Here is a 25875-nt window from a genome sequence, read left to right as displayed (position 1 = left end):
TTTACTTGCAAAAAGCCCTATGCATGTTAGAATAGAGAGGAAAACTAACTAGTTAAAGGAGCTCATATAATGGCTGAAAATATTGATGACTACTTAGAAAAAGGCATGTATGGGGCAAAGGAGATTAATCCCGCTGAGAAGAAAAAATATTTAGGAACTTATCGCGAACGCGTTTTAGTCGCACTCACAAAAGAAGAAGTTTTGACCCAAGAGTATCTTCCAGAACTAGAAAAAGTAATACTAGAAAACAGTGACTCCAAGCTTCTCTTAAACGGATTACTCCATTATAATTCTTTACGCCCTTATATTAAACTAGCAGAAAAATGTAAACATGAATTTTCGATTGTTACTCGTTTAGAAGGAGAAACAGATGTTTACCTTGTCCTCGCCTGTCAAAAAGCGGTAAACAAGGAAGACATTCATTTATATAAAGAGGCACAAGTAGAGCAAAAAGAAGAACCTGCCTCGTTACTTGAGAAGGTTCGTAAACTGTTTAATTAAGTTTTCCGCTTACTATTTAGGAGGTCGATTTATGCTACACATCATCACTCTGTCACTCGCTATTTTGATGGCGCTACAAACGATTTATTTCTTCATTCGTAAAAATGTGAATATGGGCGTTATGTTTTTACTCATCACGGCTGCACTTCTTTTACTCAGTACGATTTAATGAAGTCCCCGTTTCGACTGCTTGCTTTAGCTTTTGCTGCATGACACCGATTCCTGATGCTCCCTCAAGTGGGAAATTAAATACTTGTTTACCTTCCGTAATGCTTGTTAATAACCCTCTGAACTTGTTGCCGCCTAACATCGGAATTGGTTCGGTAGGGTTTATTTGTAGTTTCTGCCACTGCTCCTTTAATTCCTCGAGCTGAATCGTATCTGCACCGGTCCCTTTCATGGTGAAACGAACATCATATGTTTTTATAATAATATCATCTGGTTGTAAAAAACCATATTTTGGGGACAAAATTAAATATTCATTTGCAAATTGTTCCGCATATGCTTTACTTAAACGATGGAACGTTCCTGTATATGCTTCACTTGCTTTGACTGGACCAATATCCGGTAGCTTATCCCATATTTTTGGTTTTCCAGAGGCGATAATAATCAAGTTTGTTTTATTGGATATTCCCACATCATCACTCTTCCTTGTCTTTCTTCTGTATCTTTTTCTACTATATGTACGAAATGGTTATGTTTAAGCACTTGGATTGATGCTTCATTTTGTTCATAGCATCTAGCAAATATACGCTTTATTTCATGCTGTTCTTCCAGCCAAGCAATCATCCCTATAAGCGCTTCTGACATATATCCTTTATTTTGATAATCTGGAGCGATGCTGTAACCAATCTCTATTTCACCAGTTTCATTAGGATTTCCTTGACCACCAATTTCACCAATAATCTTGTTTTCCTTTTTTAAAACGACTAAACGTGTCCACTTAATCATTCTTTTATCTTTTTTTACATTTTCTAGCACGTAAGGTAAATAAAAAAAGAAATCAATCCCGGGCCAGTCAGGCGATACTTGATAGCCACTCGCTTTTTCTAAAGCCTCTGTTCCATTTATCGTTGATTGAATCATCTCCAGTGTGTAATTAATCAAAATTAATCGATTCGTTTCTATATTGTTCACAACAAAAACCTGACTTTCCTCTAATTTGTTACTTTCAATTTAGCAGAATTAGATATAAAAACGCAACTAAAGTGTTGTTTTTTTCTGACTGATTAATTAAATAAAGTAAAACTATAAAAATAAAACTATTCTGACTATATACTTGACATTTCATTTTTGAATGCGCTTCCATTTAAGTTATACTTCAAATATAAGACCTGGTACTAATTATAGCTAAAAGTGTAAGTTGCTTGAATTGTGCAAACTGACGGAAAACTTTTGAAATAACAATTGACAATCGCATTACAACCATATATATTAAATACTAACATAACATTTCTTGATATTAATTTTTTTCAAAAATGTGCGACTAATCGAAAAAATAAAACCATTTAACGAAGGAGTTAATGACTTATGAAAACGACTAAATCAGTCATTACAATTTTATTACTCTAGAAGGGCTTTGAGCACTGTAGAATTTTACAGTAGTTTGAGTCCTGTTTACGTTAAATGGGATTCTAGCAAAGCATCCCATTGTTTTCATCATTGGGGTGCTTTTTCTTTAGCTAGATTTCGAGTTTTCAAGCATCGAAAAGCCATTATCAAGCAAGCAGATACTTAAACATATATATTAATGCCACGCTATTTAGTGAATTCTAAAAATTCAGTGTCGGCAAATAATTCTTAATTAGAAATGGGGTAACGTCATATGCGTAGTGACAAAATAAAAAAAGGTGTGGAACAAGCACCAGCAAGAAGTTTGCTTCATGCTACAGGTCAAATTAAAAGTCCAGGTGATATGGATAAACCATTTATCGCTATTTGTAACTCTTATATTGATATTGTGCCAGGTCATGTTCATTTACGGGAACTTGCCGATGTGGCTAAAGAAGCAATCAGAGAGGCTGGCGGGATTCCATTTGAATTTAATACGATTGGTGTAGATGACGGAATTGCTATGGGGCACATTGGTATGAGATACTCTCTTCCCTCTCGTGAAGTTATCGCGGATGCAGCGGAAACGGTAATCAATGCGCACTGGTTTGACGGCGTTTTCTACATTCCTAATTGTGACAAAATCACGCCAGGTATGCTTCTAGCTTCGGTTCGTACAAACGTGCCTGCTATCTTCTGTTCAGGAGGCCCAATGAAAGCTGGGCTATCTGCTCACGGCAAAGCCCTCACTCTTTCTTCCGTTTTTGAGGCTGTTGGTGCTTTTAAAGAAGGTAGCATGTCTCAAGAAGATTTCCTTGATATGGAAGCAAACGCATGCCCAACTTGCGGATCTTGTGCAGGTATGTTCACAGCAAACTCAATGAACTGCTTAATGGAAATCCTAGGCATGGCTGTCCCAGGAAATGGTACAACTCTTGCTGTATCCGATGCACGACGCGACCTTATTAGAGAGTCAGCATTTCATTTAATGGATTTAGTGAAAAAAGATATTCGTCCTCGTGACATTATTACGAAGGATGCTATAGATGATGCATTTGCTCTAGACATGGCAATGGGTGGCTCGACAAATACCGTTTTACATACTCTTGCTCTTGCAAATGAAGCTGGTATTGAAGACTACGATTTGGAACGTATCAACGACATCGCTAAACGTGTCCCTTACCTTTCCAAAATCGCGCCCTCTTCTTCTTACTCTATGCATGATGTACATGAAGCTGGTGGTGTTTCTGCCATTATAAAAGAACTTGTTGATCTTGGCGGCGCTATCCATCCAGATCGAATAACGGTTACTGGAAAAACAATTAGAGAAAATGTTGCGGATGCAAAAATTAATAATACAGACGTTATCCATCCAAAAGAAAATCCATATAGCCCAGTTGGTGGACTTTCGATGTTGTTTGGAAATATCGCACCCAAAGGAGCGACTATCAAAGTTGGCGGTGTAGACCCTTCTGTACAAGTTTTTAAAGGAGAAGCGATTTGCTTTAGCTCTCATGATGAGGCAGTTGAAGCAATTGATAATCATACGGTTCGCGAAGGTCATGTAGTAGTTATTCGCTATGAAGGTCCAAAAGGCGGACCAGGAATGCCAGAAATGCTAGCTCCAACTTCTAGTATCGTTGGTCGCGGTCTAGGAAAAGATGTGGCACTCATTACAGATGGCCGTTTCTCTGGAGCAACACGCGGAATTGCTGTTGGTCACATTTCTCCTGAAGCTGCTGCTGGTGGACCGATTGCACTTGTTCATGACGGGGATATTATCACGATTGATTTACCAAACCGGACATTAAATGTAGATGTTTCTGATGAAGTTTTAGAAGAACGAAGAAAAGAATTACCAAAATTTAAAGCGAAAGTAAAAACTGGTTATCTTGCAAGATACACTGCTCTCGTAACTAGTGCCCATACTGGCGGTATTTTGCAAATTCCAGAAGATTTAATCGACTAAAAAAAGGGGTGATAAGCGTGATTGATACGACAAAGACAAATGAAAAAGCCACAAAAAAGCAAAATAAAAGTGGAGCGGAACTTTTAATTGACTCCTTAAAAAAACAACAAGTCGAGATGATTTTTGGCTATCCGGGTGGCGCGGTTCTCCCTCTCTATGATGCTTTTTATGACTGCGATATCCCACATATTCTAACAAGACACGAGCAAGGAGCGATTCATGCTGCGGAAGGTTACGCTCGAGTTACTGGGAAACCTGGTGTGGTGGTTGTAACGAGTGGACCTGGAGCAACAAATGTATTAACTGGTATTGCGGATGCGATGAGTGATTCGATTCCGTTAGTAATTTTCACCGGACAAGTTCATACGCCAGGTATTGGTAAAGATGCTTTCCAAGAAGCTGATATGATTGGGCTAACGATTCCCATTACAAAATATAATTACCAAGTGCGTGATGTTCGTGACTTACCAAAAATCGTCAATGAAGCTTTTCATATCGCAAGTACTGGACGTAAAGGTCCTGTTGTCATTGATATTCCAAAAGACATGGGGATTATCCAAACAGAGTCTATTCGACCAGATACCATTGATTTGCCAGGTTATCAACCGACTTATTCACCGAACCCGCTTCAACTCGAAAAACTAATGCAATCTCTATCCGCCGCAAGCAAACCACTCATACTTGCAGGTGCTGGCGTTAATCATGCGAGAGCTACAGCTGAATTACTTGAATTCGCTGAACGTTATCAAATCCCAATCGTTAATACACTTCTCGGTCTGGGAAGTTTCCCGCAAAGCCACGATTTGTTCCTTGGCATGGGAGGAATGCACGGTTCTTACGCAGCAAATATGGCGCTAACAGATTGTGACTTACTGATTAATTTTGGCTCTAGATTTGACGACCGGCTTGCAAGTGCGCCGAAAGAATTTGCCACAAAAGCAACCATTGCGCATATCGACATTGATCCTGCTGAAATCGGCAAAATTATCGAAACCCAAATTCCAATTGTAGCTGATATTAACGAAACGCTCACACAACTACTGCAAATGGAACTTCCGGTTCACTTAGACACATCCCATTGGTACAAGTTAAATATGACACGTAAAAACCGTCATCCTTTTAATTTTGACAGAACGAAAAAAGCAGAAATTAAACCGCAGCGGGTGATTGAACTAATTGGTGAAATTACACAAGGTGAAGCACTTGTTTCTACAGACGTTGGGCAGCATCAAATGTGGGCGGCACAGTTCTATCCGTTCCAATTTGATCATCAAATTATTACAAGTGGTGGTCTTGGTACAATGGGCTTTGGCTTCCCAGCAGCTGTTGGGGCACAACTTGCTTTTCCAGATAAAACAGTAGTTGCCATTGTTGGCGATGGTGGTTTCCAAATGACTAATCAAGAACTGGCAATTTTAAACGATTATCAAATTAATGTAAAAACGGTGATTATCAATAATGGCTCGCTCGGTATGGTTCGTCAGTGGCAAGAAAAATTCCATGGCGAAAGGTATTCCCATTCGATTTTCACGAGTCAACCAGATTTTGTCAAACTATCTGAAGCTTACGGTGTCAAAGGTGTTCGCTTGACGAATCCGGAAACACTAGAAAAAGATTTAAGAAAAGCATTTGCGCACCCTGGTCCAATTGTCATTGATGTTCATGTTGCAAAAGATGAACTAGTACTTCCAATGGTTCCAAGCGGCAAACCAAATCACCAAATGGAAGGAGTGGAATAAATGCGCCGAATCATTACTGCTACAGTGAATAACTCATCTGGCGTACTAAATCGTATAACTGGGGTTATCTCCAGACGCCAATACAATATTGATAGCATCTCTGTCGGCTGGACCGAAATCCCGAATGTTTCACGAATTACTATCGTTGTCCATGTCGATTCCTTATACGAAATCGAGCAAGTAACAAAACAGCTCAACAAACAAATTGATGTGCTCAAAGTTAGCGATATTACTGACGATGCGCATATCGAACGCGAACTAGCTTTACTTAAAATCAACTCCCCTGCTGCTTTACGTTCTGAGCTAAACGCAGTAATCGAACCTTTTCGCGCCACCGTCATTGATGTTGGCACGAAAAATGTTGTTATCCAAGTAACTGGTACAAGCGAAAAAATTGATGCTTTCGTTGACACAGTTCGCCCATATGGCATTAAGCAGATGGCTAGAACCGGCGTAACCGGCTTTACAAGAAGCCCTAAAAAAATGGGTTAAATCATTTACTACAGAGCAACCCGTTGCTTTGTTAGCATCAGAAAAGCACATCGCTATTCTGAAATATAAAAAGAAATTAGTTGGAGGTTAGGAAAAATGACAAAAGTTTATTATGAAGATGCAGTAAAAAACAACGCACTAGAAGGTAAAACAGTAGCAGTAATCGGGTATGGTTCGCAAGGTCATGCACATTCGCAAAATCTACGTGACAATGGCAATAACGTTATTATCGGCATTCGTGAAGGAAAGTCTGCCGAATCTGCCAGAAATGATGGCTTTGATGTTTATTCTGTTAGCGAAGCCGCTGAAAAAGCAGATGTTATCATGATTCTCTTGCCAGATGAAACGCAAGGCGAAACATATGAAAACGAAATTAAACCTAACCTAAAAGCTGGCAACGCACTTGTTTTTGCTCACGGTTTTAATATTCATTTTGATGTAATTAATCCTCCAAGCGATGTAGATGTTTTCCTAGTAGCTCCAAAAGGTCCTGGTCACTTAGTTCGTCGCACATTTGTTGAAGGTGGCGCTGTCCCTTCCCTATTCGCCATCTACCAAGATGCCACTGGAAACGCACGTGATACGGCTCTTTCTTACGCAAAAGGTATTGGCGCAACTCGCGCAGGTGTTATCGAAACAACGTTCAAAGAAGAAACAGAAACCGATCTATTCGGCGAACAAGCAGTTCTTTGTGGTGGCGCGACTCACCTTATCCAAGCTGGTTTTGAAACACTTGTTGAGGCTGGCTACCAACCTGAACTTGCTTATTTTGAAGTATTACACGAAATGAAGCTGATTGTTGATTTAATGTATGAAGGTGGTATGGAAAAAATGCGCCACTCGATTTCCAATACAGCAGAGTACGGCGACTATGTTTCCGGCCCTCGCGTTGTTACTGCCGATACGAAAAAAGCCATGAAAGAAGTACTTACAGACATTCAAAATGGTAACTTTGCTAAATCTTTCATCAACGACAATAAAAATGGTTTTAAAGAGTTCCATAGAATGCGCAAAGAACAACAAGGTCATCAAATCGAAAAAGTTGGAGCAGAACTTCGCGAAATGATGCCATTTGTCAAACCACAACATTAATACTTAACTCGGATTGCTAGGCGAAAACTCGCCTAGCAACCGTTTATCTTTTTTCCATATGAGTTTAAGATAGAACGCGTTTCTTTCTTAAACTGATACTGAAAGCAGGAAAAATCCAAGCTTCCCTATCTAATATAAAACAAGAGGTGAAATCGAATGAAGAAAATCCAGTTTTTTGATACTACACTTAGAGATGGCGAACAAACCCCTGGAGTTAATTTTGACGTAAAGGAGAAAATCCAGATTGCCTTACAACTCGAAAAACTTGGAATTGATGTGATTGAAGCCGGCTTTCCGATTTCTTCTCCTGGAGATTTTGAATGCGTCAAGGCAATTGCAAAAGCGATTAAACATTGTTCTGTAACAGGGCTAGCACGCTGTGTTGAAGCGGATATTGACCGGGCGGAAGAAGCACTGAAAGACGCAGTTTCCCCGCAAATACATATCTTCTTAGCAACGAGCGATGTGCATATGGAATACAAATTAAAAATGAGTCGGGCGGAAGTTCTTGCTTCCATTAAACACCACATTAATTATGCTAGACAAAAATTTGAAGTAGTACAGTTTTCACCAGAAGATGCAACACGGTCAGATCGTGCTTTTCTGATTGAAGCAGTGCAAACAGCGATTGATGCAGGAGCAACTGTCATCAACATTCCGGATACAGTCGGATATACAAACCCGACCGAATTCGGGCAATTATTCCAAGATTTGCGCCGCGAAATAAAGCAATTTGATGATATTATTTTCGCTTCCCATTGCCATGATGACCTTGGTATGGCAACTGCGAATGCGCTTGCTGCAATCGAAAATGGTGCAAGACGCGTTGAAGGAACGATTAATGGTATTGGTGAACGTGCCGGAAATACAGCCCTTGAAGAAGTAGCCGTCGCACTTCATATCCGTAAAGATTTTTATCAAGCAGAAACAAATATTGTCTTAAATCAATTTAAAAACTCAAGTGATTTGATTAGCCGCTTGTCTGGTATGCCTGTTCCGCGTAATAAAGCTGTAATTGGTGGAAATGCTTACGCACATGAATCCGGTATTCACCAAGATGGCGTTCTAAAAAACCCAGATACGTACGAGATCATCACACCTGCTCTTGTTGGTGTTGATAAAAATTCTCTTCCCCTTGGCAAACTTTCTGGAAAACATGCCTTCAATACACGAATGGAAGAAATGGGTTATACGCTAAGTGAACAAGAACAAAAAGATGCTTTTAAACGTTTCAAACAACTTGCAGATGCAAAAAAAGACGTGACCGAAGAAGACTTGCATGCGCTAATTCTTGGTCAATCTTCTGAATCTCATGATGCTTTCGAATTAAAACATTTACAAGTACAGTACGTTACTGGCGGTGTCCAAGGTGCCATCGTGCGGATTGAAGAACGTGATGGCGCGTTAATAGAAGATGCAGCAACAGGTTCTGGAAGTATTGAAGCCATTTATAATACTATTAACCGACTAATGAAACAAGATATTGAATTAACCGATTATCGTATTCAAGCGATTACAGCAGGCCAAGATGCTCAAGCAGAAGTCCATGTCATCATTAAAGATGATAATGGCACTGAATTCCATGGTATCGGTATTGATTTTGACGTTTTAACAGCTAGTGCTAAAGCTTATTTGCAAGCATCTGGAAAAAGCAAAACTACAAGTAAGCAAGCTGATTTCGAGGAGGTAAAGTAACGTGGCATATAAAATTACTTCCTTAGCAGGCGACGGAATTGGTCCGGAAATTATGGCTTCTGGAATCAAAATACTAGAAGCTATCGCTGCCAAATATAATCATACATTTGAAATTGAATCGCATCCTTTTGGAGGAGCCGGAATTGATGCAACTGGTGATCCAATCCCCCGCGAAACTTTAAAAGCGTGCCAAGATGCAGATGCTATTTTACTTGGAGCCATTGGTGGTCCTAAATGGGATAACGCGCCGAGACGCCCCGAAGACGGCTTGCTTTCGCTACGAAAAGCGCTTGGTCTCTTCGCTAACATCCGTCCCATCCAAGTTCCAAGTTCTATCACACACCTCTCTCCTTTAAAAAAGGAAATTGTCGAAAACACTGATTTTGTTGTTGTTCGTGAGTTGACTGGTGGACTTTATTTTGGGGAACCGAAACATTGGGATGACAAGGCGGCGATTGATTCTTTAACCTATACTCGCGTAGAAATCGAACGAATTATAGAAAAGGCATTCGAAATTGCTTCGACTAGAAATAAAAAAGTAACTTCTGTTGATAAAGCAAATGTACTAGCCTCAAGTAAATTATGGCGCAAAATTGCTGAAGAAGTAGCAAGCCGTCATCCAGATATTACACTAGAGCATTTATATGTTGATGCGGCTGCAATGCTAATGATTCAACGACCAACGACATTCGATGTAATCGTAACGGAAAATTTATTTGGTGACATTTTAAGCGATGAAGCTTCTGTTATTACTGGTTCTCTGGGCATGCTCCCTTCTGCTAGCCATGCGGAAGACGGACCTTCTTTATATGAACCAATTCACGGATCTGCACCAGACATTGCTAATCAAAATATTGCCAACCCGATGTCAATGATTTCTTCAGTGTCAATGATGCTCCGCCAATCTTTCTCTCTTTTTAAAGAAGCAGATGCAATTGATGCTGCTACAGCAAGAACAATGCAAGCTGGATTTTTAACGGCTGATCTTGGAGGTAATACTTCCACAACCGATTTTACAAATGAAGTTCTAAAACAAATTGAAGGAGGAGAATAAAATGGGGAAAACACTTTTTGATAAACTTTGGAACCGCCATGTGATTTATGGTAAAGAAGGTGAACCACAATTATTATATGTTGACCTTCATTTGATTCATGAAGTCACTTCTCCTCAAGCGTTTGAAGGATTAAGAATGGAAAATCGTCCACTGCGGAGACCAGATAAAACCTTTGCTACAATGGATCATAATGTTCCAACTGAAGATATTTTCAATATTCAAGATCTAGTTGCTAAAAAACAAATTGAAGCATTACAGACTAACTGCGAGGAATTCGGGGTAACGCTAGCTGATATGGGCAGCGACCGACAAGGAATCGTTCATATGGTTGGACCTGAAACTGGTCTTACTCAACCTGGAAAAGTGATTGTATGTGGAGATTCGCATACGGCAACACATGGTGCATTTGGCGCGATTGGTTTCGGGATTGGCTCTAGTGAAGTAGAACATGTTTTTGCCACTCAAACTATTTGGCAACAAAAGCCAAAATCTATGGGGATTGAAATTAACGGAAAACTTCCAAAAGGCGTTTATGCAAAAGATATTATTTTGCATTTAATTGCCACATATGGTGTCGCTTTTGGAACTGGCTATGCCGTCGAGTATTATGGCGAAACGATTCGCAAAATGTCCATGGAAGAACGAATGACGATTTGTAACATGGCAATTGAAGGCGGCGCAAAAATGGGCATGATGGCGCCAGATGAAACTACTTTTGAATATGTTCGCGGTCGTGAATATGCTCCTTCTGACATGGAAAAAGCCATTCGTGATTGGGAAACACTTAAAACAGACCCAGATGCGGAATATGACCTTCATATCAAAATGGATGCTAGTATTTTAGAACCGTACGTCACTTGGGGAACAAATCCAGAGATGGGTGTCCCTTTTTCAAAAGCATTTCCGGAAATTAAAGATATGAACTATGAGCGCGCTTATGAATATATGGGCCTAAAACCTGGTCAAACTGCTGAAGAAATCGAGCTTGGCTATGTGTTTATTGGATCTTGTACGAATGCCAGACTTTCTGATTTAGAAGAAGCCGCTCGTATCGTCAAAGGAAACAAAGTAAAAAATAACATTCGTGCACTCGTTGTTCCTGGTTCTCGCCAAGTTCGTAATGCGGCAGAATCTATTGGGCTAGATAAAATTTTTATAGAAGCTGGTTTTGAATGGCGTGAACCTGGTTGTTCAATGTGTCTCGGAATGAATCCCGACCAAGTTCCAGATGGTGTCCATTGTGCTTCTACTTCAAATCGTAATTTTGAGGGGCGCCAAGGTAAAGGGGCACGTACCCATCTTGTTTCTCCAGCAATGGCTGCAGCGGCGGCAATCAACGGACACTTTATTGATGTACGAAAGGAGGCGGTTATCAGTGGAGGAAATTAAAGTACACATCGGTAAAACAGTAGCACTAATGAATGACAATATTGATACCGATCAAATCATTCCAAAAAGTTTCTTAAAACGAATCGAACGTACTGGTTTTGGTGAATTTCTATTTGATAGTTGGCGCTACCTACCGAACCGTAAACCAAATCCGGATTTTCCGCTCAATGCTCCGGACCGCCAAGAAGCGACAATTTTGATTACTGGGGATAACTTTGGTTGTGGGTCTTCGAGGGAACATGCCGCATGGGCACTACTCGACTATCGTTTTCGTGTGATTATTGCTGGCAGTTATAGTGATATTTTTTATATGAATTGTACGAAAAACGGCGTGCTCCCTGTTGTCCTTCCTAGAGAAGCGCGTGAAAAACTAGCCAAACTTACTGCTGATGAGAATGTGACAATTGACTTGCCCAACCAACAAGTTATTAGTTCAGTTGGTACCTACCCTTTTGAAATTGATGCTACATGGAAAAATAAATTTATTAACGGGCTTGATGATATCGCCATCACATTTGAACATATAGATGCGATTAAAGCCTACGAACAAAAAGTGGATTCAATATAAGAAAAGGTAGTGAGGATGATGGAATTAGTTGACTTATTAGTATCAGAAGAAGATGTCGAAAAAGCCTATGATGTCTTAAAGCCGGTCGTCAAACATACTCCGCTTGAATATGATTTTTATCTTTCGGAAAAATATCATTGCAATGTCTATCTAAAACGTGAAGATTTGCAAAGAGTGCGTTCCTTTAAATTACGTGGTGCTTTTTATGCTATTTCTAGATTGTCAGCCGAGCAATTAGAAAAAGGAGTCGCGTGTGCTAGTGCTGGAAACCATGCCCAAGGAGTTGCTTATACGTGTAAACGAATGACAGTTCCAGCTACGATTTTTATGCCGACCACCACCCCACAACAAAAAGTATCACAAGTAAAATTTTTCGGTGGTAGTAATGTGGAAGTAGTTTTAGTTGGTGATACGTTTGATGCTTCTGCAACTGCTGCAAAAGAATTTGCTGCCGCGCATGGCCAAACTTTTATCCCACCGTTTGATGACCCTGATATTATTGCTGGGCAAGGATCTCTTGCTGTAGAAATGGTAAAAGATTTAAATAAAGCCCATGAGCAAGCAGATTATGTTTTTGCTGGAATTGGTGGTGGTGGACTAATTAGCGGTGTTGCAACCTATCTCAAAGCGAAGAGCCCTATCACGAAAATCATCGGGGTGGAACCTGACGGCGCGCCTTCGATGACGGAAGCTTTAAAGCAAAATCAGGTCGTAGCACTAGATAAGATTGATAAATTTGTCGATGGGGCTGCGGTAAAAGAAGTTGGTAGCTTAACGTTCCAACATGCGAAAGTATTAGTCGATGAAGTGACAACTGTTTCTGAAGGTGCTGTTTGTTCTACGATTTTGGATATGTATACGAAGCAAGCGATTGTCGCAGAACCAGCTGGTGCACTATCCGTTACCGCACTTGAAACTTACCGTGAAGAGATTAAGGACAAGACAGTTGTTTGCATCGTTAGCGGTGGAAATAATGACATTAACCGAATGCAAGAAATTGAAGAGCGTTCCCTTCTGCATGAAGGATTAAAGCATTATTTTATCGTCAATTTCTCGCAACGTCCTGGGGCTTTGAAAGAGTTTGTTAACGATGTGCTCGGTCCACATGACGATATCACCAAATTCGAATATACGAAAAAAGTCAATCGCGGTAATGGACCAGTTATTATCGGTGTTTTGTTGCAAAATAAAAATGATTATGAAGGTTTGCTTGACCGGGTTGCTGCTTTTGATCCGAGTTATATACCGATTAATGATAACCAAACACTTTACACATTACTTGTTTAAAATGGGCTCTCGCATGAAGCGGGAGCCTATTTATATTACAGTTTATTCATCTGTTATAGTAACAGTTTATTTTGAGAATCGGTTTAAAATCTTTTGTTTAAGGTTATAAAGTAGTATAATGAACATATAGAAATTAAACTGTATTATTTAAAAGCAACTTTTTATATATAACAATTCAAGGAGTGGCAATGATGGACACAGTAAGAAAAAATCGATTATTTCAGCATTCTACAATGGCAGCACTTGTTGGTGGTCTTTTTAGCGGAACGACAAGTTTTAAAGAATTACTACAACACGGTGACCTCGGTATAGGAACGCTTGATCAATTTGATGGCGAACTAATTATTTTGGACGGGGAAGCTTTTCAAATACGCTCAGATGGTCAAGCTTATAAAGTAAAACCAGAAGACACAACACCTTATGCGAGCACTACTTTTTTTGAAGCCGATACATCTTTTACTGTTTCAGAACCTACTTCGAAACAAGCAGTGGAAGAAAAAATCGCGGAATTAGTACAAGGACCGAACGTTTTTTACGCAGTGAAAATGACTGGGAATTTCCGTTATGTGGACACTCGTGTTGTTCCAAAACAACAAAGACCGTATCCGCCACTTATTGAAGCGGTGAAGGAACAGCCAACGTATCACTTTGAATATATTACTGGTACAATTGTCGGTTTCTGGACACCTGCTTATATTAGCGGTATTGGTGTTTCGGGTTATCATGTACACTTCATTGATGATATGCGCAAAATTGGTGGTCACGTATTTGATTACGAAATGCTTGAAGGTACGGTTGAAGTTGCACAACAAACTGAATTCGAACTTCAGTTACCACAAACAACAGAATTTCTTAGAAGCGATTTAAGTACGCCAGATATGTTAGAACAGATTGAAGCCGCGGAAAATTGAAAAAGAAAGCTCCCAAATTAAATTGGGAGCTTTCTTTTATTCTGTAATCACTTTATGAATAAGCGTTGGTGCTGTTGCGTGGTCGGAAATTTGAATGTTTTCGTAAATTTTTGCTTTTACATTTTCGACATCTTCTTGGTCAGCGAAAATCGTTACAAGAGATTCGCCTTCTTTGACTTGTTCGCCAACTTTTTTACGTAACTTTAAACCTACAGCCAAATTGATTTCGTCTTCTTTCGTTGCGCGACCAGCGCCTAGGATCATTGCAGCAATACCAATTTCATCAGCAACGATTTGGCTTACGAAACCGGATGTTTTAGCGGGTACTTCGATCTGGTATTTGGCTTGTGGGAGTTTTTCTGGATGGTCAACAATACTTGCATCACCGCCTTGATTAGAAAGGAAGGTTTTGAATTTCTCTAGTGCTGAACCATTTTCGATTACTTCGATTAGTTTAGCACGGGCTTCATCTAGGGTTTCCGCTTGTTTAGCAAGAACGACCATTTGACTACCAAGTACGAGTACTAATTCTGTTAAGTCTTCTGGACCTTGACCTTTTAATGTATCAATAGCTTCTTTTACTTCTAAAGCATTTCCGATTGCTTCACCAAGTGGTTGAGACATATCAGAAATAACTGCCATTGTATTTCTACCAACGTTATTACCAATACGAACCATTGCATGTGCTAGGTTTTCCGCATCTTCGTCGGTTTTCATAAATGCACCAGCACCGGTTTTTACATCTAGTACGATTGCATCTGCGCCAGCTGCAATTTTTTTACTCATAATGGAGCTTGCAATGAGTGGAATAGAGTTCACGGTTCCTGTTACATCACGAAGCGCGTACATTTTTTTGTCGGCTGGAGTAAGGTTCCCTGATTGGCCAATAACTGCTACTTTGTCGCGGTTTACAAGGTCAATGAAATCTTTCTTATCTAGTTCGATGTGGAAGCCTTCGATAGATTCTAGTTTATCAATGGTTCCTCCTGTGTGACCTAGGCCGCGTCCAGACATTTTCGCGACTGGCACGCCAACAGCTGCTACGAGCGGGGCAAGAACAAGTGTTGTTGTATCACCAACCCCACCAGTACTATGTTTATCGACTTTGATGCCATCGATTGCGGATAGATCAATCGTATCGCCAGAGCCAACCATTGCCATTGTTAAATCTGCGCGTTCTTGGTCATTCATATCTTGGAAAAAGATTGCCATGGCTAGAGCACTTGCTTGATAATCTGGAATTTCCCCATTTGTATAGCCATCAATGAAAAACTGAATTTCTTCTGTTGATAAAGCTTTGCCGTCCCTTTTCTTGGAAATAATATCCACCATTCTCATTTCTCTTCACCCTTTCTTTTTGTCCACTTTAGCATTTTATGTACCTTTATTGAGAACGGTTACACTTTTTAAGTAAACCGTTTTACTAAACAAGAACATGTGCTTAACATGCTCACTATAACTTACTCTCTTACTGGTTGTCAATACTTTTTGTACTACTACGATTGATTAGTGAAATATCGAGTAAACGATTCTCTAATTTCTCGGTTGGATTTTGGAGATTTTTTAGTAATAGTTCGGCAGCAATTTCGCCAATACCATAAATTGGTTGACGGATTGTCGTAAGTGGCGGGGTCATATATTCGGAAAGTTCAATATCATCAAAACCGATGACGCTAAGATCATTAGGAATGCTCAGGTTTTTTTCGAGTGCTGCTCGGTAGGTTCCCATCGCCATTAAATCATTGGTTGCAAAAATAGCGCTCAGATTTTCTTGGAGTAATTTTTGCGTTGCAACATAGCCGCCATTCATCGTCTGATCCCCGCTCACAATCCAAGCATCTTTTACAGTAAGTTTATAGTCTTTCATGCACGCCAAGTAACCCTCGTAGCGTTCATGTACGTTATAAAAAGATGTATCCGAAATAATGATTCCGATGCGCGCATGGCCCAGCTTTATTAAATGCTCGGTCGCCATATAACCGCCTTTGAAATCATCAATTGCAATATTTCCTTCTTGCCTCGGATTTCGCTGACGATCAAGTAAAATATACGGTGAACGCTTCTCTTCCATACGTTTAATAACACCCGAAAGCAGAATATTAGGGCTGGCGATAATTAAGCCATCGACAGCCCGGTGCAATAATTCTTCTACATATAAATCTTCTCGTTCTTTATCATTAGAAGAGTTACAGAGCATAATCATGTAGCCTTCTTTATTTAAGTAATCTTCCGCCCCTTTTACCATTTGGGAGAAAAAAGGATCAGTTACTTCCGGGACAATCATTCCGATGGTGTTTGTGTGACTAACAATCATATTTTTAGCGAAAAAGTTTGGTTTGTAAGACATCTCTTTTGCTGTTTTTAGGACTTTTTCACGAGTTAAGTCGCTAAATCGTTCCCCTTTACCATTCAAAATTTGAGAAATCGTCGTAATTGAAACGCCTGTCTTTTCTGCTATTTCGCGGATGGTTGCAGCCATTTAAACTCCCCCAGTCAGATTATCTATTCTCCTTATTTTGCCACATTTGAGAATAATAATAAAGGGGTTTCATTCAAAATTAGTAATTATCTGGTTTAGCTGGTTTTTCGCCGGAAACAATTGCGACACCTGCACTTGCGCCAATACGATTTGCGCCCGCTTCAATCATTTTTTCTACATCTTCTTTTGTACGAACTCCGCCAGATGCTTTTACGCCGATGTTTGGTCCTACAGTTTTACGCATTAAAGCAATATCTTCGGCAGTTGCGCCACCTGTGGAGAATCCAGTGGATGTTTTAACGAAGTCTGTTCCTGCTTTTACAGCGATTTCACATGCGCGAACTTTTTCTTCGTCTGTTAATAGGCAAGTTTCAATAATTACTTTTACCAAGGCTTTTCCTTTGGCAGCATCGACTACAGCACGAATATCACGTTCTACTAATTCGTCGTCTTTGTCTTTTAGTGCGCCGATGTTGATAACCATGTCCACTTCTTTTGCACCGTTTTTGATAGCATCTTTTACTTCAAAAGCTTTTACTTCTGGGGTATTTGCTCCTAGCGGGAAACCGATAACAGTACATACTACGGATTCTGCTCCAGACAGCTGTTCAGCGGATAGTTTTACCCAAGTTGGGTTCACGCATACGGAAGCAAAACCATATTCTCTTGCTTCTTTTGTTAATGTTAAAATTTGTTCTTTCGTTGTGTCTGGTTTTAAAGCAGTATGGTCGATCATTTTGGCAATTGTCATTGTAAAAACTCCTTTAAAATTGGATTTGGTTTCATCATACCGCACTAACGAACATTTGTAAACTAATTGATGAAATTTTGTTCAAGTAGCTGTTTTGCGGTAAATTGGTCGGTAATAAAATGGTTGGCATAACCACCACAAAGCGCACCGTGAATTGCTTTTATTTTTCGTTCACCACCTGCGACAAGGATAGCTGTTTCTTTTTGTTTTAAATCATGCAAATTGATGCCAATGGTACGTTCGTCCATTTTTCCATCGGCAATTTCTCCATTGATAGTGAAAAAGCGCGAACAAATATCACCAACTGCTTTTTCTTTTAGGCGAGCCTTTTCTTCATCAGAAAAATAGCCTAGGCGGAAAAGCAAGGCTTCATCACGCACAGTTCCTACTGTAAAAATAGCGATATTGGCTTTTTTGCCAAGTTCGATGATATTTTTTATATGACGATCTGCTTCTACCATTTGTTTCGTAAGCGGGTTATCAAGTACAACAGGCAGAGGTAGTGATACTGGTGCTGTGTCATAGGCTGCACCGAATAAAGCTAACGTCTCAGCAGCATATGTATTCACATCAGAGTGACTCACGCCGCCTTTTAGCTGGACGACTTTTATTTCTGCTTTTAATTGGGTCAGTTTTTGGGCAATTTTATACATTGTAGTTCCCCAACTCACACCAAGAATATCGCCATCACGGATAATTTCTTCTAAATATTCTGCAGCACTTTGGCTGATTTGCTTAGTGATTTCACTATAATCATTTGTTTGACTGAAAGCAACGGTAACATTTTTTAGTTGGTATTTTTCTTTTAAAGCCGCCGCTAGTTCTGCGAGATTAGAAAATGGATCTTGAACTTCAATCTTGACGTATCCTTTTATTTTTGCGTTTTGGAGCAATCTGGAAACGGTCGGTCTAGAAACACCTAAGCGCGTGGCGATTTCTTGCTGACCGAGATCGGATTGATAATAAAGTCTCGCCACCTCCACACTGAGCTGTTCTTTTTGTTTATCCATTTCATCCCTCCATCGTTTTCTTTTTAGTATAACGTAAGAACGGAAAGAGTTCGAGGGGGAAGAAAAAAAAAAGACAGCCTGGGCTGTCTTTTTTTTTCTTAAAAATCTTCTTCTATTTCCTCAAGTGGCGCGGTATATTCATAAATGCCTAACCGCCCAGTTTCGGCAACTTGATTCGCAAGTTCTTTTAAGGATAGTACTTCCCGACTGAGGAATGCCTCTAATAGAAGCGGAATATTCACTCCTGCAACAAGTTCTACTTCATTAAAATTATCAAGTAGGCGAACGAGTACATTAAATGGCGTGCCACCTTTTAAATCTGTTAGAAATAGGATTCCTTCTGTTAAATTGAGTTTAGCTACTTCACTGGCAATTTTCGCCTGTAAATTTTCCGCGGATTCATTTACTTCAAAAGGAACAAAACTTGTATTTTCTTGTTTACCACAAATCATCTCAGCAGATTGTATGAGTTCTTTTGCGGCATTTCCGTGAGTACAAACAAAAATTGCTTTCATTTTCTAAACCGCCTTTTTAATAGTCTAACTGACGATAATATCTTCTAATTTCCATTGGATGACAGTTGATTTTTTCCACGTGTACATCAATACGATTGTTAACTGCGTGGATAATAAATGGCGACAACGCCCCTCTGAATTTAGCGGAAATACCTGGCATATCGTAATCTTTTGCATCAATTACTGTATAATTAGCACAAATTTGCGGAATGAAATTAACTACCCGTTCACTTAATGAGCGCTGGCTGTCTTCGGTAACGTAAATAGTAACTGGTGTATCCCGCTCCACAATTTCAAACATGCCATGGAAAAACTCATGTGACTCAATCGATTTTGTTTTAATCCAGTGTTGTTCTTCCCAGTAGCACATTGCGTAAGAATAGGTCGCACCCCACTGGTTCCCAGCACCAACGAAATAATGAATGTCGTCTTGATGATGTTTTAGGGCAAATTCTTGCCCAAATTTATCTGCCGCTTTTTCTACTTCTACAATCCCTTTAGCAAAATGTTGATCCATTTCTTGATAAAACGCATCATAATCATCAAATTCACCTGCTAAATACATAAAACGATCTGCTACCATAAAGAATTTCAATTGTTCATTTAACGGATACGAGATTAAGTGATCTACTAAATTTGCAAGTTCTGTTTCTGCTTTATCAATAAATCCAAATACAGTCGCGCCAATTTCATTACATTTTTTCACTGCATCTACTACTTCTTGCGTGCTTCCGGTTACTGATGAGATAACTACAAGTGTATCTTTGGTGACACGTTTATTACCTGTAGTTAGAAATACCGCTGCGTTTTCATAAAAAGTCTCTAGCGCTGTTTTTTCTTTCATATGAACCACCGCTTGCATGGCAGAGGCGTATGTTCCGCCAATTCCTAGCCAGCAAATATTGCTAAATCCTCGGTTGTGTATTTGGTCTACCACTTCATTAATTTGTGGGCGTAATTTCAGCGCCCCTTCCATGTTTTCTTTCATTTTTTGTTCATCAAATTTTAGCACTACTCATTCCTACTTTCTATGATTAAATTTTGGATTTTGTTATTTGGTCGAATTCCGGAAAAGCAGACACTTCTAAATTAATGCCTTTTTCCTTAGAAATTTTAAAGGATAATAAATGAACAGGGATAGTCATAAATAATGGTGTTAGAAGTTCTGCTGCCCGCACACCAAGTAATAAGTCATCCGCATTTTCTCCGCCTGTATCTGCATAAATTGTCCGGATTTTCTTTACATGACCTTTTAAAAATTGTTTTAGTTTTTGAGCACGATCTTCTAGTAATCCTTGTGGCTCAATGAAGATAATATAGTCCTTCTCGGATAAACCTATATAAGGACCATGCATATATTCTTCTAGTTCTTTACCAAAAGAAGTAATTCGGATGGTTTCCGTTACTTTTGTTTCTCCTTCACGAGCTACACCATAAGCGGCACCATAACCGATAAAGAAAATCCGCTCAGCTTCCATCAATTCTTGTGTATGCTCTTCTACCCAAATAGCTGATTTCTCTATCACTTGTGGTAAATGAGCGGTAATTTTTTTCAATTCTGCAATTTCCGTCTGATATTCCGTCTCCAACATTTTATTTTGTAAAAGAGCCATCTCAAGCGCCACTAAATTCAACATTAGAATCGTTGCACTGTAGCCAAGTGTGACATATGGCATTTCTTCTATGCCCATTCCAAGATCAATTGTGTGCGTACCTGCTTTCGCAATTGGACTCGTTAAATTGCTCGTTAAGGTGAAAACAATACCGCCTTGACGCTCAATTTCTTTTACAAGATGAATAGTGGAGTAACTGTGTCCGCCTTGGGATATAGCGATATATAATGTGTTTTTGTTTAAATGAAGCATGTAGTTAGCTGCTGTAGACGGTTCTTCTACATAAACCGGTACAGCTAGTTTCGCCGACATGTATAACTGTGCCGAGAACGCTGCATTAGAACTTGATCCTGTTGCAAAAATTACGATAGCTTCATAATCCGTATGCTTCATCTGAAGGATGTCTTGTAAAAGTTCCTTCCGATTTCGGATTATATTTTCATAAACATCTTGTTCTGACCGGATATAGTAATCCATATTTTTCATTTTTTCACCTACTTATTTTAATAAACCAGTGAATGCTCCTAAAATCCCAATTCCTGCGATTAATAAAAGAATCCAGTGTGCTTTAAGTCCTTTTTTATCTAACCAGAAAATAAAGAAAGTAAAACCAAGTGCTAGTATTCCTGGAACGATACCATCAAAAACGCTTTGAATCGTTACTGCATCATCACCAGAACCAAATTTCATTGGCATATTAATGTTTACCATCGTGGCGACCATGGCTCCGACTACAGCTAGCCCAATAACCGAAGCACCATAAGACAGTTTATCCATTAATCCAGTTTTTTGAATTTTTTCGATAAAATTAGCGCCAATATTGTAACCAATGAATAACCCATAATAACGAGTCAGAATAGCTGGAATATTAAAAATAAGAAGGAATAAAATCGGTCCTAACATATTTCCTTGTAAAGCAAGGGAAGTTCCAATACCTGTAGCGATTACTCGTAAAGTTCCCCAGAAGAATGAATCCCCAATTCCACTTAAAGGTCCCATTAAAGCTACTTTTATATTATTGATGGAGTCGGTATCAAAGTTATTATCTTTCGCTGATTGCTCTTCCATCGCAATCGAAATCCCAAGTGGAAAAGTGGAAAGCCAAGGCGTTACATTATAAAATTCTAAATGTCTTTGATAGGAAGAAATTCGTTTATCTTTATCATTTTTAAAAATTTTATTTAAGGCAGGTAACATGGAAAAGCCGTAACCTAGGTTGGATTGTCGTTCATAGTTCCATGACCATTCCATTGTGAACGAACGCCAGAAAACTTTCATTAAGTCTTTTTTTGTTAATACATCAGAATTCTTCATCTTCATAGTTAATACCTCCATCATTCGCAAGTGCTGGCTCTGTATTATTTTTCGTTGGTCCATTGTCATTTTTAAGTGTTGCATAACCTGTTAAAATTAGTGCTAAACAAGCTCCGAAAATTGCTACTCCTGTTACAGGTACTTTTAAGTAAACTGCTAAAGCAAAGCCAAATACGAAAAATACTGCATTCTTCTTGTTGACCATTAATTTTAGTAGCAAAGCAAAACCGTATGCTGGTAGTAAACCTGTCGCAATACCAAGTCCTGCTATAACAAAAGCTGGGATGGCATCAAGTACGTTTTGAATCACTGGACTTCCAACTAAATAGGACGTTGCAACAATGATACCGATTGGTAAGTTAATTGATAAAAATCCACCTAGTAATTGCATTCGGCTAATCCCTCTTGAATTTCCCTCGAGTGCGTATTTGTCCGCTTTATGAACAAAGTATGGTAGTACGAAAATAAAGCATAGATTTTTTACGACAAGTACTAAAGAGGCGATTGGAATACCAAGTGCTAACGCTACGGCGGTGCTCTCACCAGTTGCAATTGCAAAAGCCGTTCCTAGAATACTTCCTGAAATAATTTCTGGTGGAATAGATGCACCAATAGAAAACGATCCTACAAAAGCTAATTCTAAAGTTGCTCCCATAATAATTCCCATTTGCACGTCGCCCATGATGAGTCCGGCAAGCGTACATGTTACAAGTGGTCTTGATAGCATTGATGAACCAAATAAATATTCTCCATTTGCAAGCATTGCTGCAAGTGCAAGCAAAATTGCTGTTCCAAACTGTTCCATAATTTATCCCTTCTTTCGTCTTTTATGCTTCAAAAGTTACTTTTTTCTCGTTTGGCACTTGTTGCATAAATACATCAATTTTTTCTTTTTGAAGCTCTGTTAGTTTTTCCACTTCTTCAGGGGTTAAATTGACTGCTTTTGAGTAGTTAGATGTCCCTTCTCTTTGCTTAGTTCCTCCAAGATTTAGCATTGGAATCTTTCCATTTGTACCAAGGATTAGCTTGTAAGCGTCTTCAACAGATTCTACAACAATAAGTAAATTATACTTATCAGTCACTCCCGAATTAATGGAGTCAATACTTTCAGCGATACTTTTCATAACTAGTTTTGCGGCCTCGGGTTTAGCCAAACGTATTGCAGATTTACGAAAGTCATCTGCTGCTACCCCATCATTTGCTACTAAAATTGTATTTACATCTAAAGCATTAAACCAAGATACCGCTACTTGCCCATGTAATAAACGATGGTCTACTCTTAGAAATTGAATCATTTTTCTTCCTCCTTATTATCAGTTAAAATCAACTACATATTTGGTTGATTCAGCATCTTCATAATGATATTGGATGGCAATTGGCATATTATTTTCTGCATAAAAAACACTACTTAATTTAAAAACAGGATCATTTTCGTTTAAATGCATATTTTTGATTTGCTCATTCCCAGCTAAAATAAGTTGAAGTTCCTGCTCAAGCTCAAATAATTTATATTTACCTGAATTAACAAGCTCAATAATATTAATAATTTGAAAATCCTTTGCTTGTAAATCAGGGTATAAACTTAGTGGTAAAATTAAACGATCTAGTGTAGAACTGTGCTCACTTTTTTGTACAAACTTAATGGAGTAAACGAGTTCATTTTCTTTCATTCCAAATATTTCTGCGTAAAATTTTCCAGCTTTACGAATGTAAAAGTCTTTCATATCTTTCTTTAAATTTTCATTGGTATCATTTTTCATAACACCTGTCATTTCTAAAATATTTTGTGCGGTTAATTTTGGTTGTACATAAAGGCCCACACCATTTTTACGTACGACAAGCCCTTCCTCTACTAATAAGTCCACTGCACGACGAATCGTTGTCCGGCTACTGGAATAAATTTCTTGTAGCGCGGTTTCGTTTGGCATAAGCATTCCCGTTTTATATTCATCACGATTAATACTATCTTTTATTTTCGAAGCAATTACTTCAAATAGTGGTTGTTTAGCTGCCATGTTTACTCATCCTCCAAGTAATCAAATATATTTTTCGCATTAATTTTGTATTTGATTTGATTACCGATTAGATATTGTTTGCTGTACTCAAACGGTTCATCATTTTGGTCAAATGCTTTACTCACAACTTCAAAAAGCGGGGTATTAAGTGGCACCTTCAAAGCTTCCGCAAGTTTTTCATTCGCAGATACAAAACGCAATTCTTCACGTCCATAGGTGGGTTTAATACCAAATTCCCTCTCTAAAACGTTGTAGAGTGAAGAATTATTTAAATCAATCTTCTCAATCCCAGAAAACCTGACACTATCTACAAATGAAATTTCATAAGAAAATGGCTTTTTTTCAACAATTCTCCGTCGTACTAATTTAAATATAGGCTTGTCTTCATCAAGTACCAAAAAGCGATTTACATCATCTACGCCCTCCACTATCTCTTGGGATAATACCTCTACCTTTTGTTCACCAGGAAGTTGACTACTCATGGAATTCATTTTTAAAATATTGATTGTTTGCTTTTGGTTAATATCGATTCCTTTACGATTTCTTTTTTGAATAACAGCTTCTTTTTCGAGTGTATCGAGTGACCTTCTAAGCGTGGTCCGGCTAACACCTAGTTCATTTTCAAGCGCTCGCTCCGATGGAAAGTTCGTCTCTTTTGCTGCTACTTTTTCTTGAATAAGCTGTCTTAACTGTTCTTCACTTTGCACAGCTGGTGATAAGTCTTTATACTCCATTTCTCCACCTCTTATTTCAAAATCAACTGTAATATTCAAGTTCTCAAAAGATACAGCTTTAACTATTTTTAATACCACTTTATTGTAAACGGTTGCAAATTATTTGTCAATAGCTTTTTCCATAAAAAAAGCATGAGTTAGTTTTTTCTTCTAACTCATGCTTAATATTTTTACTTGCTCGTAGGGAGAGCACCCACTACTGGATGCGGGATATATAGTTCTTCTAAATAGTTAACTTCCGCCTCCGTTAATTTAATATCCAGTGCTCCAATCGCGCTTTCCAAATGACTTTCTTTTTGAGCGCCAATTATCGGCGAAGTGATTTCATCTTTATTTAACAACCATGCTAAAGCAATTTTATCCCGCGACACTTCATGTTGTAAAGCAAGTTCAGCTACGCGTTCAATAATTCCTTTATCCGAATTCATCATGCCATCGTATTTAGATTTTTGAATTGGATCTGTTTTAGAACGATTAGTTGTTTCAGCAAAATCGCGTGTTAATCGACCTGAAGCCAATGGACTATATGGGGTAATAGCAATTTTTTCATCTCGGCAAAACGGAATCATTTCTCGTTCTTCCTCCCGGTAAATCATGTTGTAATGATTTTGCATGGAAACAAATTTTGTCCATCCATTTCTTTCAGCAACTCGTTGCGCTTTTTGGAACTGCCAAGCATACATTGCACTTGCACCGATATAACGTGCTTTACCTGACTTAACGACATCATGCAAAGCTTCCATTGTTTCCTCAATTGGTGTATTTTCATCAAAACGGTGAATGATATATAAATCGACATAATCAGTTTCTAAGCGTTTTAAACTATGGTCAATTTCACTTAAAATGGTTTTTCTCGATAAACCACCGCTATTCGGACGATCAGGGCGCATCGTTTGGTGTACTTTTGTGGCTAAGACAATATCATCTCGGTTAGCATAGTCTTTGAGTGCTCGACCAACAATTTTTTCACTTTCGCCGTAAGAATAAATATTTGCAGTATCAAAGAAGTTAATACCCAGATCAAGTGCTTTTTTAATGATTGGGCGGCTATTCGCTTCATCCAAAACCCATTTATGAATCCATTTATCTTTGTCGCCAAAGCCCATTGTTCCTAAACAAATTTTCGAAACATCCATCCCAGTATTGCCAAATTTCACATATTCCATTGGAAACCCTCCTAGTTAATTTCTAGTAC

27 protein-coding genes are annotated in these 25875 nt (G+C 38.8%); 12 read left to right on the top strand and 15 right to left on the bottom strand.

Going from position 1 to position 25875, the window contains the following annotated elements; genetic code table 11:
- Positions 1–69 precede the first annotated feature (69 nt).
- Positions 70–501 (top strand): YueI family protein, encoded by a 432-nt coding sequence (locus HCB38_RS08365; protein ID WP_185319174.1) that lies wholly within the window; start codon positions 70–72, stop codon positions 499–501.
- 31 nt (positions 502–532) lie between these two features.
- Positions 533–670: a hypothetical protein gene (locus tag HCB38_RS08360; protein WP_003727979.1), complete on the top strand. Its 138-nt coding sequence runs from the start codon at positions 533–535 to the stop codon at positions 668–670.
- Here HCB38_RS08360 and HCB38_RS08355 read toward each other — a convergent pair.
- Positions 653–1138: a DUF6884 domain-containing protein gene (locus HCB38_RS08355; protein ID WP_185319175.1), complete on the bottom strand. Its 486-nt coding sequence runs from the start codon at positions 1136–1138 to the stop codon at positions 653–655. The genes HCB38_RS08360 and HCB38_RS08355 overlap by 18 nt on opposite strands.
- The gene (locus HCB38_RS08350; RefSeq protein ID WP_185638215.1) at positions 1111–1638 is read right to left on the bottom strand and encodes a GNAT family N-acetyltransferase; all 528 of its coding nucleotides are present in this window, start codon (positions 1636–1638) and stop codon (positions 1111–1113) included. Before HCB38_RS08350 ends, HCB38_RS08355 begins: the two co-directional genes overlap by 28 nt.
- Positions 1639–2326: 688 nt before the next feature.
- Here HCB38_RS08350 and ilvD point away from each other — a divergent pair.
- The 10 genes from ilvD (at position 2327) to budA (ending at position 14249) form a co-directional block, all read left to right on the top strand.
- Positions 2327–4021 (top strand): dihydroxy-acid dehydratase, encoded by a 1695-nt coding sequence (ilvD, locus tag HCB38_RS08345; RefSeq protein ID WP_185638214.1) that lies wholly within the window; start codon positions 2327–2329, stop codon positions 4019–4021.
- Positions 4022–4038: 17 nt separating this feature from the next.
- Complete coding sequence (gene ilvB / locus HCB38_RS08340) at positions 4039–5760, top strand: biosynthetic-type acetolactate synthase large subunit (RefSeq protein WP_185638213.1); 1722 nt, start codon at positions 4039–4041, stop codon at positions 5758–5760.
- A complete protein-coding gene (gene ilvN, locus HCB38_RS08335) occupies positions 5761–6252 on the top strand; it encodes an acetolactate synthase small subunit (RefSeq protein WP_003723150.1) in 492 nt (163 codons plus the stop codon).
- 96 nt (positions 6253–6348) lie between these two features.
- Positions 6349–7344 carry a ketol-acid reductoisomerase gene (ilvC, locus tag HCB38_RS08330; protein ID WP_003723151.1) on the top strand — a complete coding sequence of 332 codons (996 nt, stop codon included), beginning with the start codon at positions 6349–6351 and terminating at the stop codon, positions 7342–7344.
- Between the two features lie 156 nt (positions 7345–7500).
- Positions 7501–9039, top strand: a complete 1539-nt coding sequence (locus HCB38_RS08325) for a 2-isopropylmalate synthase (RefSeq protein WP_185319179.1) — start codon at positions 7501–7503, stop codon at positions 9037–9039.
- Position 9040: 1 nt separating this feature from the next.
- Complete coding sequence (gene leuB, locus HCB38_RS08320; RefSeq protein ID WP_185638212.1) at positions 9041–10093, top strand: 3-isopropylmalate dehydrogenase; 1053 nt, start codon at positions 9041–9043, stop codon at positions 10091–10093.
- Position 10094: 1 nt separating this feature from the next.
- On the top strand, positions 10095–11483 hold the full coding sequence (leuC, locus tag HCB38_RS08315) for a 3-isopropylmalate dehydratase large subunit (RefSeq protein WP_185638211.1): 1389 nt from the start codon (positions 10095–10097) through the stop codon (positions 11481–11483).
- Entirely contained in the window at positions 11470–12051 is a 582-nt protein-coding gene (leuD, locus tag HCB38_RS08310; RefSeq protein WP_185638209.1) for a 3-isopropylmalate dehydratase small subunit, read from the top strand. The genes leuC and leuD overlap by 14 nt, the downstream gene beginning before the upstream one ends.
- An 18-nt stretch (positions 12052–12069) precedes the next feature.
- Positions 12070–13338 (top strand): threonine ammonia-lyase, encoded by a 1269-nt coding sequence (gene ilvA, locus HCB38_RS08305; protein WP_185319449.1) that lies wholly within the window; start codon positions 12070–12072, stop codon positions 13336–13338.
- Positions 13339–13529: 191 nt separating this feature from the next.
- Positions 13530–14249, top strand: coding sequence for an acetolactate decarboxylase (budA, locus tag HCB38_RS08300; protein WP_185319183.1), 720 nt, complete (start codon positions 13530–13532; stop codon positions 14247–14249).
- A gap of 36 nt (positions 14250–14285) precedes the next feature.
- On the opposite strand, the gene HCB38_RS08295 is transcribed toward budA, so the two are convergent.
- The 13 genes from HCB38_RS08295 to HCB38_RS08235 form a co-directional block, all read right to left on the bottom strand.
- Positions 14286–15587: a pyrimidine-nucleoside phosphorylase gene (locus HCB38_RS08295; RefSeq protein WP_185638206.1), complete on the bottom strand. Its 1302-nt coding sequence runs from the start codon at positions 15585–15587 to the stop codon at positions 14286–14288.
- 130 nt (positions 15588–15717) lie between these two features.
- The gene (locus HCB38_RS08290) at positions 15718–16728 is read right to left on the bottom strand and encodes a substrate-binding domain-containing protein (protein WP_185319185.1); all 1011 of its coding nucleotides are present in this window, start codon (positions 16726–16728) and stop codon (positions 15718–15720) included.
- 79 nt (positions 16729–16807) lie between these two features.
- Positions 16808–17479 carry a deoxyribose-phosphate aldolase gene (deoC, locus tag HCB38_RS08285; protein WP_185319186.1) on the bottom strand — a complete coding sequence of 224 codons (672 nt, stop codon included), beginning with the start codon at positions 17477–17479 and terminating at the stop codon, positions 16808–16810.
- Between the two features lie 62 nt (positions 17480–17541).
- Entirely contained in the window at positions 17542–18489 is a 948-nt protein-coding gene (deoR, locus tag HCB38_RS08280; RefSeq protein WP_185319187.1) for a DNA-binding transcriptional repressor DeoR, read from the bottom strand.
- 98 nt (positions 18490–18587) lie between these two features.
- A complete protein-coding gene (locus HCB38_RS08275) occupies positions 18588–19004 on the bottom strand; it encodes a PTS sugar transporter subunit IIA (RefSeq protein ID WP_185319188.1) in 417 nt (138 codons plus the stop codon).
- A 16-nt stretch (positions 19005–19020) separates the two neighbouring features.
- Positions 19021–20016 (bottom strand): SIS domain-containing protein, encoded by a 996-nt coding sequence (locus HCB38_RS08270; protein WP_185319189.1) that lies wholly within the window; start codon positions 20014–20016, stop codon positions 19021–19023.
- A 22-nt stretch (positions 20017–20038) separates the two neighbouring features.
- Positions 20039–21103, bottom strand: a complete 1065-nt coding sequence (locus HCB38_RS08265) for an SIS domain-containing protein (RefSeq protein ID WP_185618305.1) — start codon at positions 21101–21103, stop codon at positions 20039–20041.
- A gap of 12 nt (positions 21104–21115) precedes the next feature.
- Positions 21116–21937, bottom strand: coding sequence for a PTS system mannose/fructose/sorbose family transporter subunit IID (locus HCB38_RS08260; RefSeq protein WP_185319191.1), 822 nt, complete (start codon positions 21935–21937; stop codon positions 21116–21118).
- Entirely contained in the window at positions 21918–22736 is an 819-nt protein-coding gene (locus HCB38_RS08255; protein ID WP_160466100.1) for a PTS mannose/fructose/sorbose/N-acetylgalactosamine transporter subunit IIC, read from the bottom strand. The genes HCB38_RS08260 and HCB38_RS08255 overlap by 20 nt, the downstream gene beginning before the upstream one ends.
- Positions 22737–22758: 22 nt before the next feature.
- The gene (locus tag HCB38_RS08250) at positions 22759–23226 is read right to left on the bottom strand and encodes a PTS sugar transporter subunit IIB (protein WP_185319192.1); all 468 of its coding nucleotides are present in this window, start codon (positions 23224–23226) and stop codon (positions 22759–22761) included.
- Positions 23227–23244: 18 nt separating this feature from the next.
- Positions 23245–23946, bottom strand: coding sequence for a GntR family transcriptional regulator (locus HCB38_RS08245; RefSeq protein WP_185319193.1), 702 nt, complete (start codon positions 23944–23946; stop codon positions 23245–23247).
- A 2-nt stretch (positions 23947–23948) separates the two neighbouring features.
- On the bottom strand, positions 23949–24680 hold the full coding sequence (locus HCB38_RS08240) for a GntR family transcriptional regulator (RefSeq protein ID WP_185618303.1): 732 nt from the start codon (positions 24678–24680) through the stop codon (positions 23949–23951).
- 170 nt (positions 24681–24850) lie between these two features.
- Positions 24851–25846: an aldo/keto reductase gene (locus HCB38_RS08235; protein ID WP_185319195.1), complete on the bottom strand. Its 996-nt coding sequence runs from the start codon at positions 25844–25846 to the stop codon at positions 24851–24853.
- Positions 25847–25875 lie beyond the last annotated feature (29 nt).

The organism is Listeria farberi (assembly GCF_014229295.1).
Classification (GTDB): Bacteria; Bacillota; Bacilli; order Lactobacillales; family Listeriaceae; genus Listeria; species Listeria farberi.
Note: the sequence above shows the minus strand (reverse complement) of the source record. Positions and strands in the feature narration are given on the sequence as shown.

Coding starts and splice junctions, on each gene's coding strand:
- HCB38_RS08365 (WP_185319174.1), top strand. CDS start 70: ATGGCTGAAAATATTGATGACTACTTAGAAAAAGGCATGTATGGGGCA.
- HCB38_RS08360 (WP_003727979.1), top strand. CDS start 533: ATGCTACACATCATCACTCTGTCACTCGCTATTTTGATGGCGCTACAA.
- ilvD (WP_185638214.1), top strand. CDS start 2,327: ATGCGTAGTGACAAAATAAAAAAAGGTGTGGAACAAGCACCAGCAAGA.
- ilvN (WP_003723150.1), top strand. CDS start 5,761: ATGCGCCGAATCATTACTGCTACAGTGAATAACTCATCTGGCGTACTA.
- ilvC (WP_003723151.1), top strand. CDS start 6,349: ATGACAAAAGTTTATTATGAAGATGCAGTAAAAAACAACGCACTAGAA.
- HCB38_RS08325 (WP_185319179.1), top strand. CDS start 7,501: ATGAAGAAAATCCAGTTTTTTGATACTACACTTAGAGATGGCGAACAA.
- leuC (WP_185638211.1), top strand. CDS start 10,095: ATGGGGAAAACACTTTTTGATAAACTTTGGAACCGCCATGTGATTTAT.
- ilvA (WP_185319449.1), top strand. CDS start 12,070: ATGGAATTAGTTGACTTATTAGTATCAGAAGAAGATGTCGAAAAAGCC.
- budA (WP_185319183.1), top strand. CDS start 13,530: ATGGACACAGTAAGAAAAAATCGATTATTTCAGCATTCTACAATGGCA.
- HCB38_RS08295 (WP_185638206.1), bottom strand. CDS start 15,587: ATGAGAATGGTGGATATTATTTCCAAGAAAAGGGACGGCAAAGCTTTA.
- HCB38_RS08290 (WP_185319185.1), bottom strand. CDS start 16,728: ATGGCTGCAACCATCCGCGAAATAGCAGAAAAGACAGGCGTTTCAATT.
- deoC (WP_185319186.1), bottom strand. CDS start 17,479: ATGACAATTGCCAAAATGATCGACCATACTGCTTTAAAACCAGACACA.
- deoR (WP_185319187.1), bottom strand. CDS start 18,489: ATGGATAAACAAAAAGAACAGCTCAGTGTGGAGGTGGCGAGACTTTAT.
- HCB38_RS08275 (WP_185319188.1), bottom strand. CDS start 19,004: ATGAAAGCAATTTTTGTTTGTACTCACGGAAATGCCGCAAAAGAACTC.
- HCB38_RS08265 (WP_185618305.1), bottom strand. CDS start 21,103: ATGAAAAATATGGATTACTATATCCGGTCAGAACAAGATGTTTATGAA.
- HCB38_RS08260 (WP_185319191.1), bottom strand. CDS start 21,937: ATGAAGATGAAGAATTCTGATGTATTAACAAAAAAAGACTTAATGAAA.
- HCB38_RS08255 (WP_160466100.1), bottom strand. CDS start 22,736: ATGGAACAGTTTGGAACAGCAATTTTGCTTGCACTTGCAGCAATGCTT.
- HCB38_RS08250 (WP_185319192.1), bottom strand. CDS start 23,226: ATGATTCAATTTCTAAGAGTAGACCATCGTTTATTACATGGGCAAGTA.
- HCB38_RS08245 (WP_185319193.1), bottom strand. CDS start 23,946: ATGGCAGCTAAACAACCACTATTTGAAGTAATTGCTTCGAAAATAAAA.
- HCB38_RS08240 (WP_185618303.1), bottom strand. CDS start 24,680: ATGGAGTATAAAGACTTATCACCAGCTGTGCAAAGTGAAGAACAGTTA.
- HCB38_RS08235 (WP_185319195.1), bottom strand. CDS start 25,846: ATGGAATATGTGAAATTTGGCAATACTGGGATGGATGTTTCGAAAATT.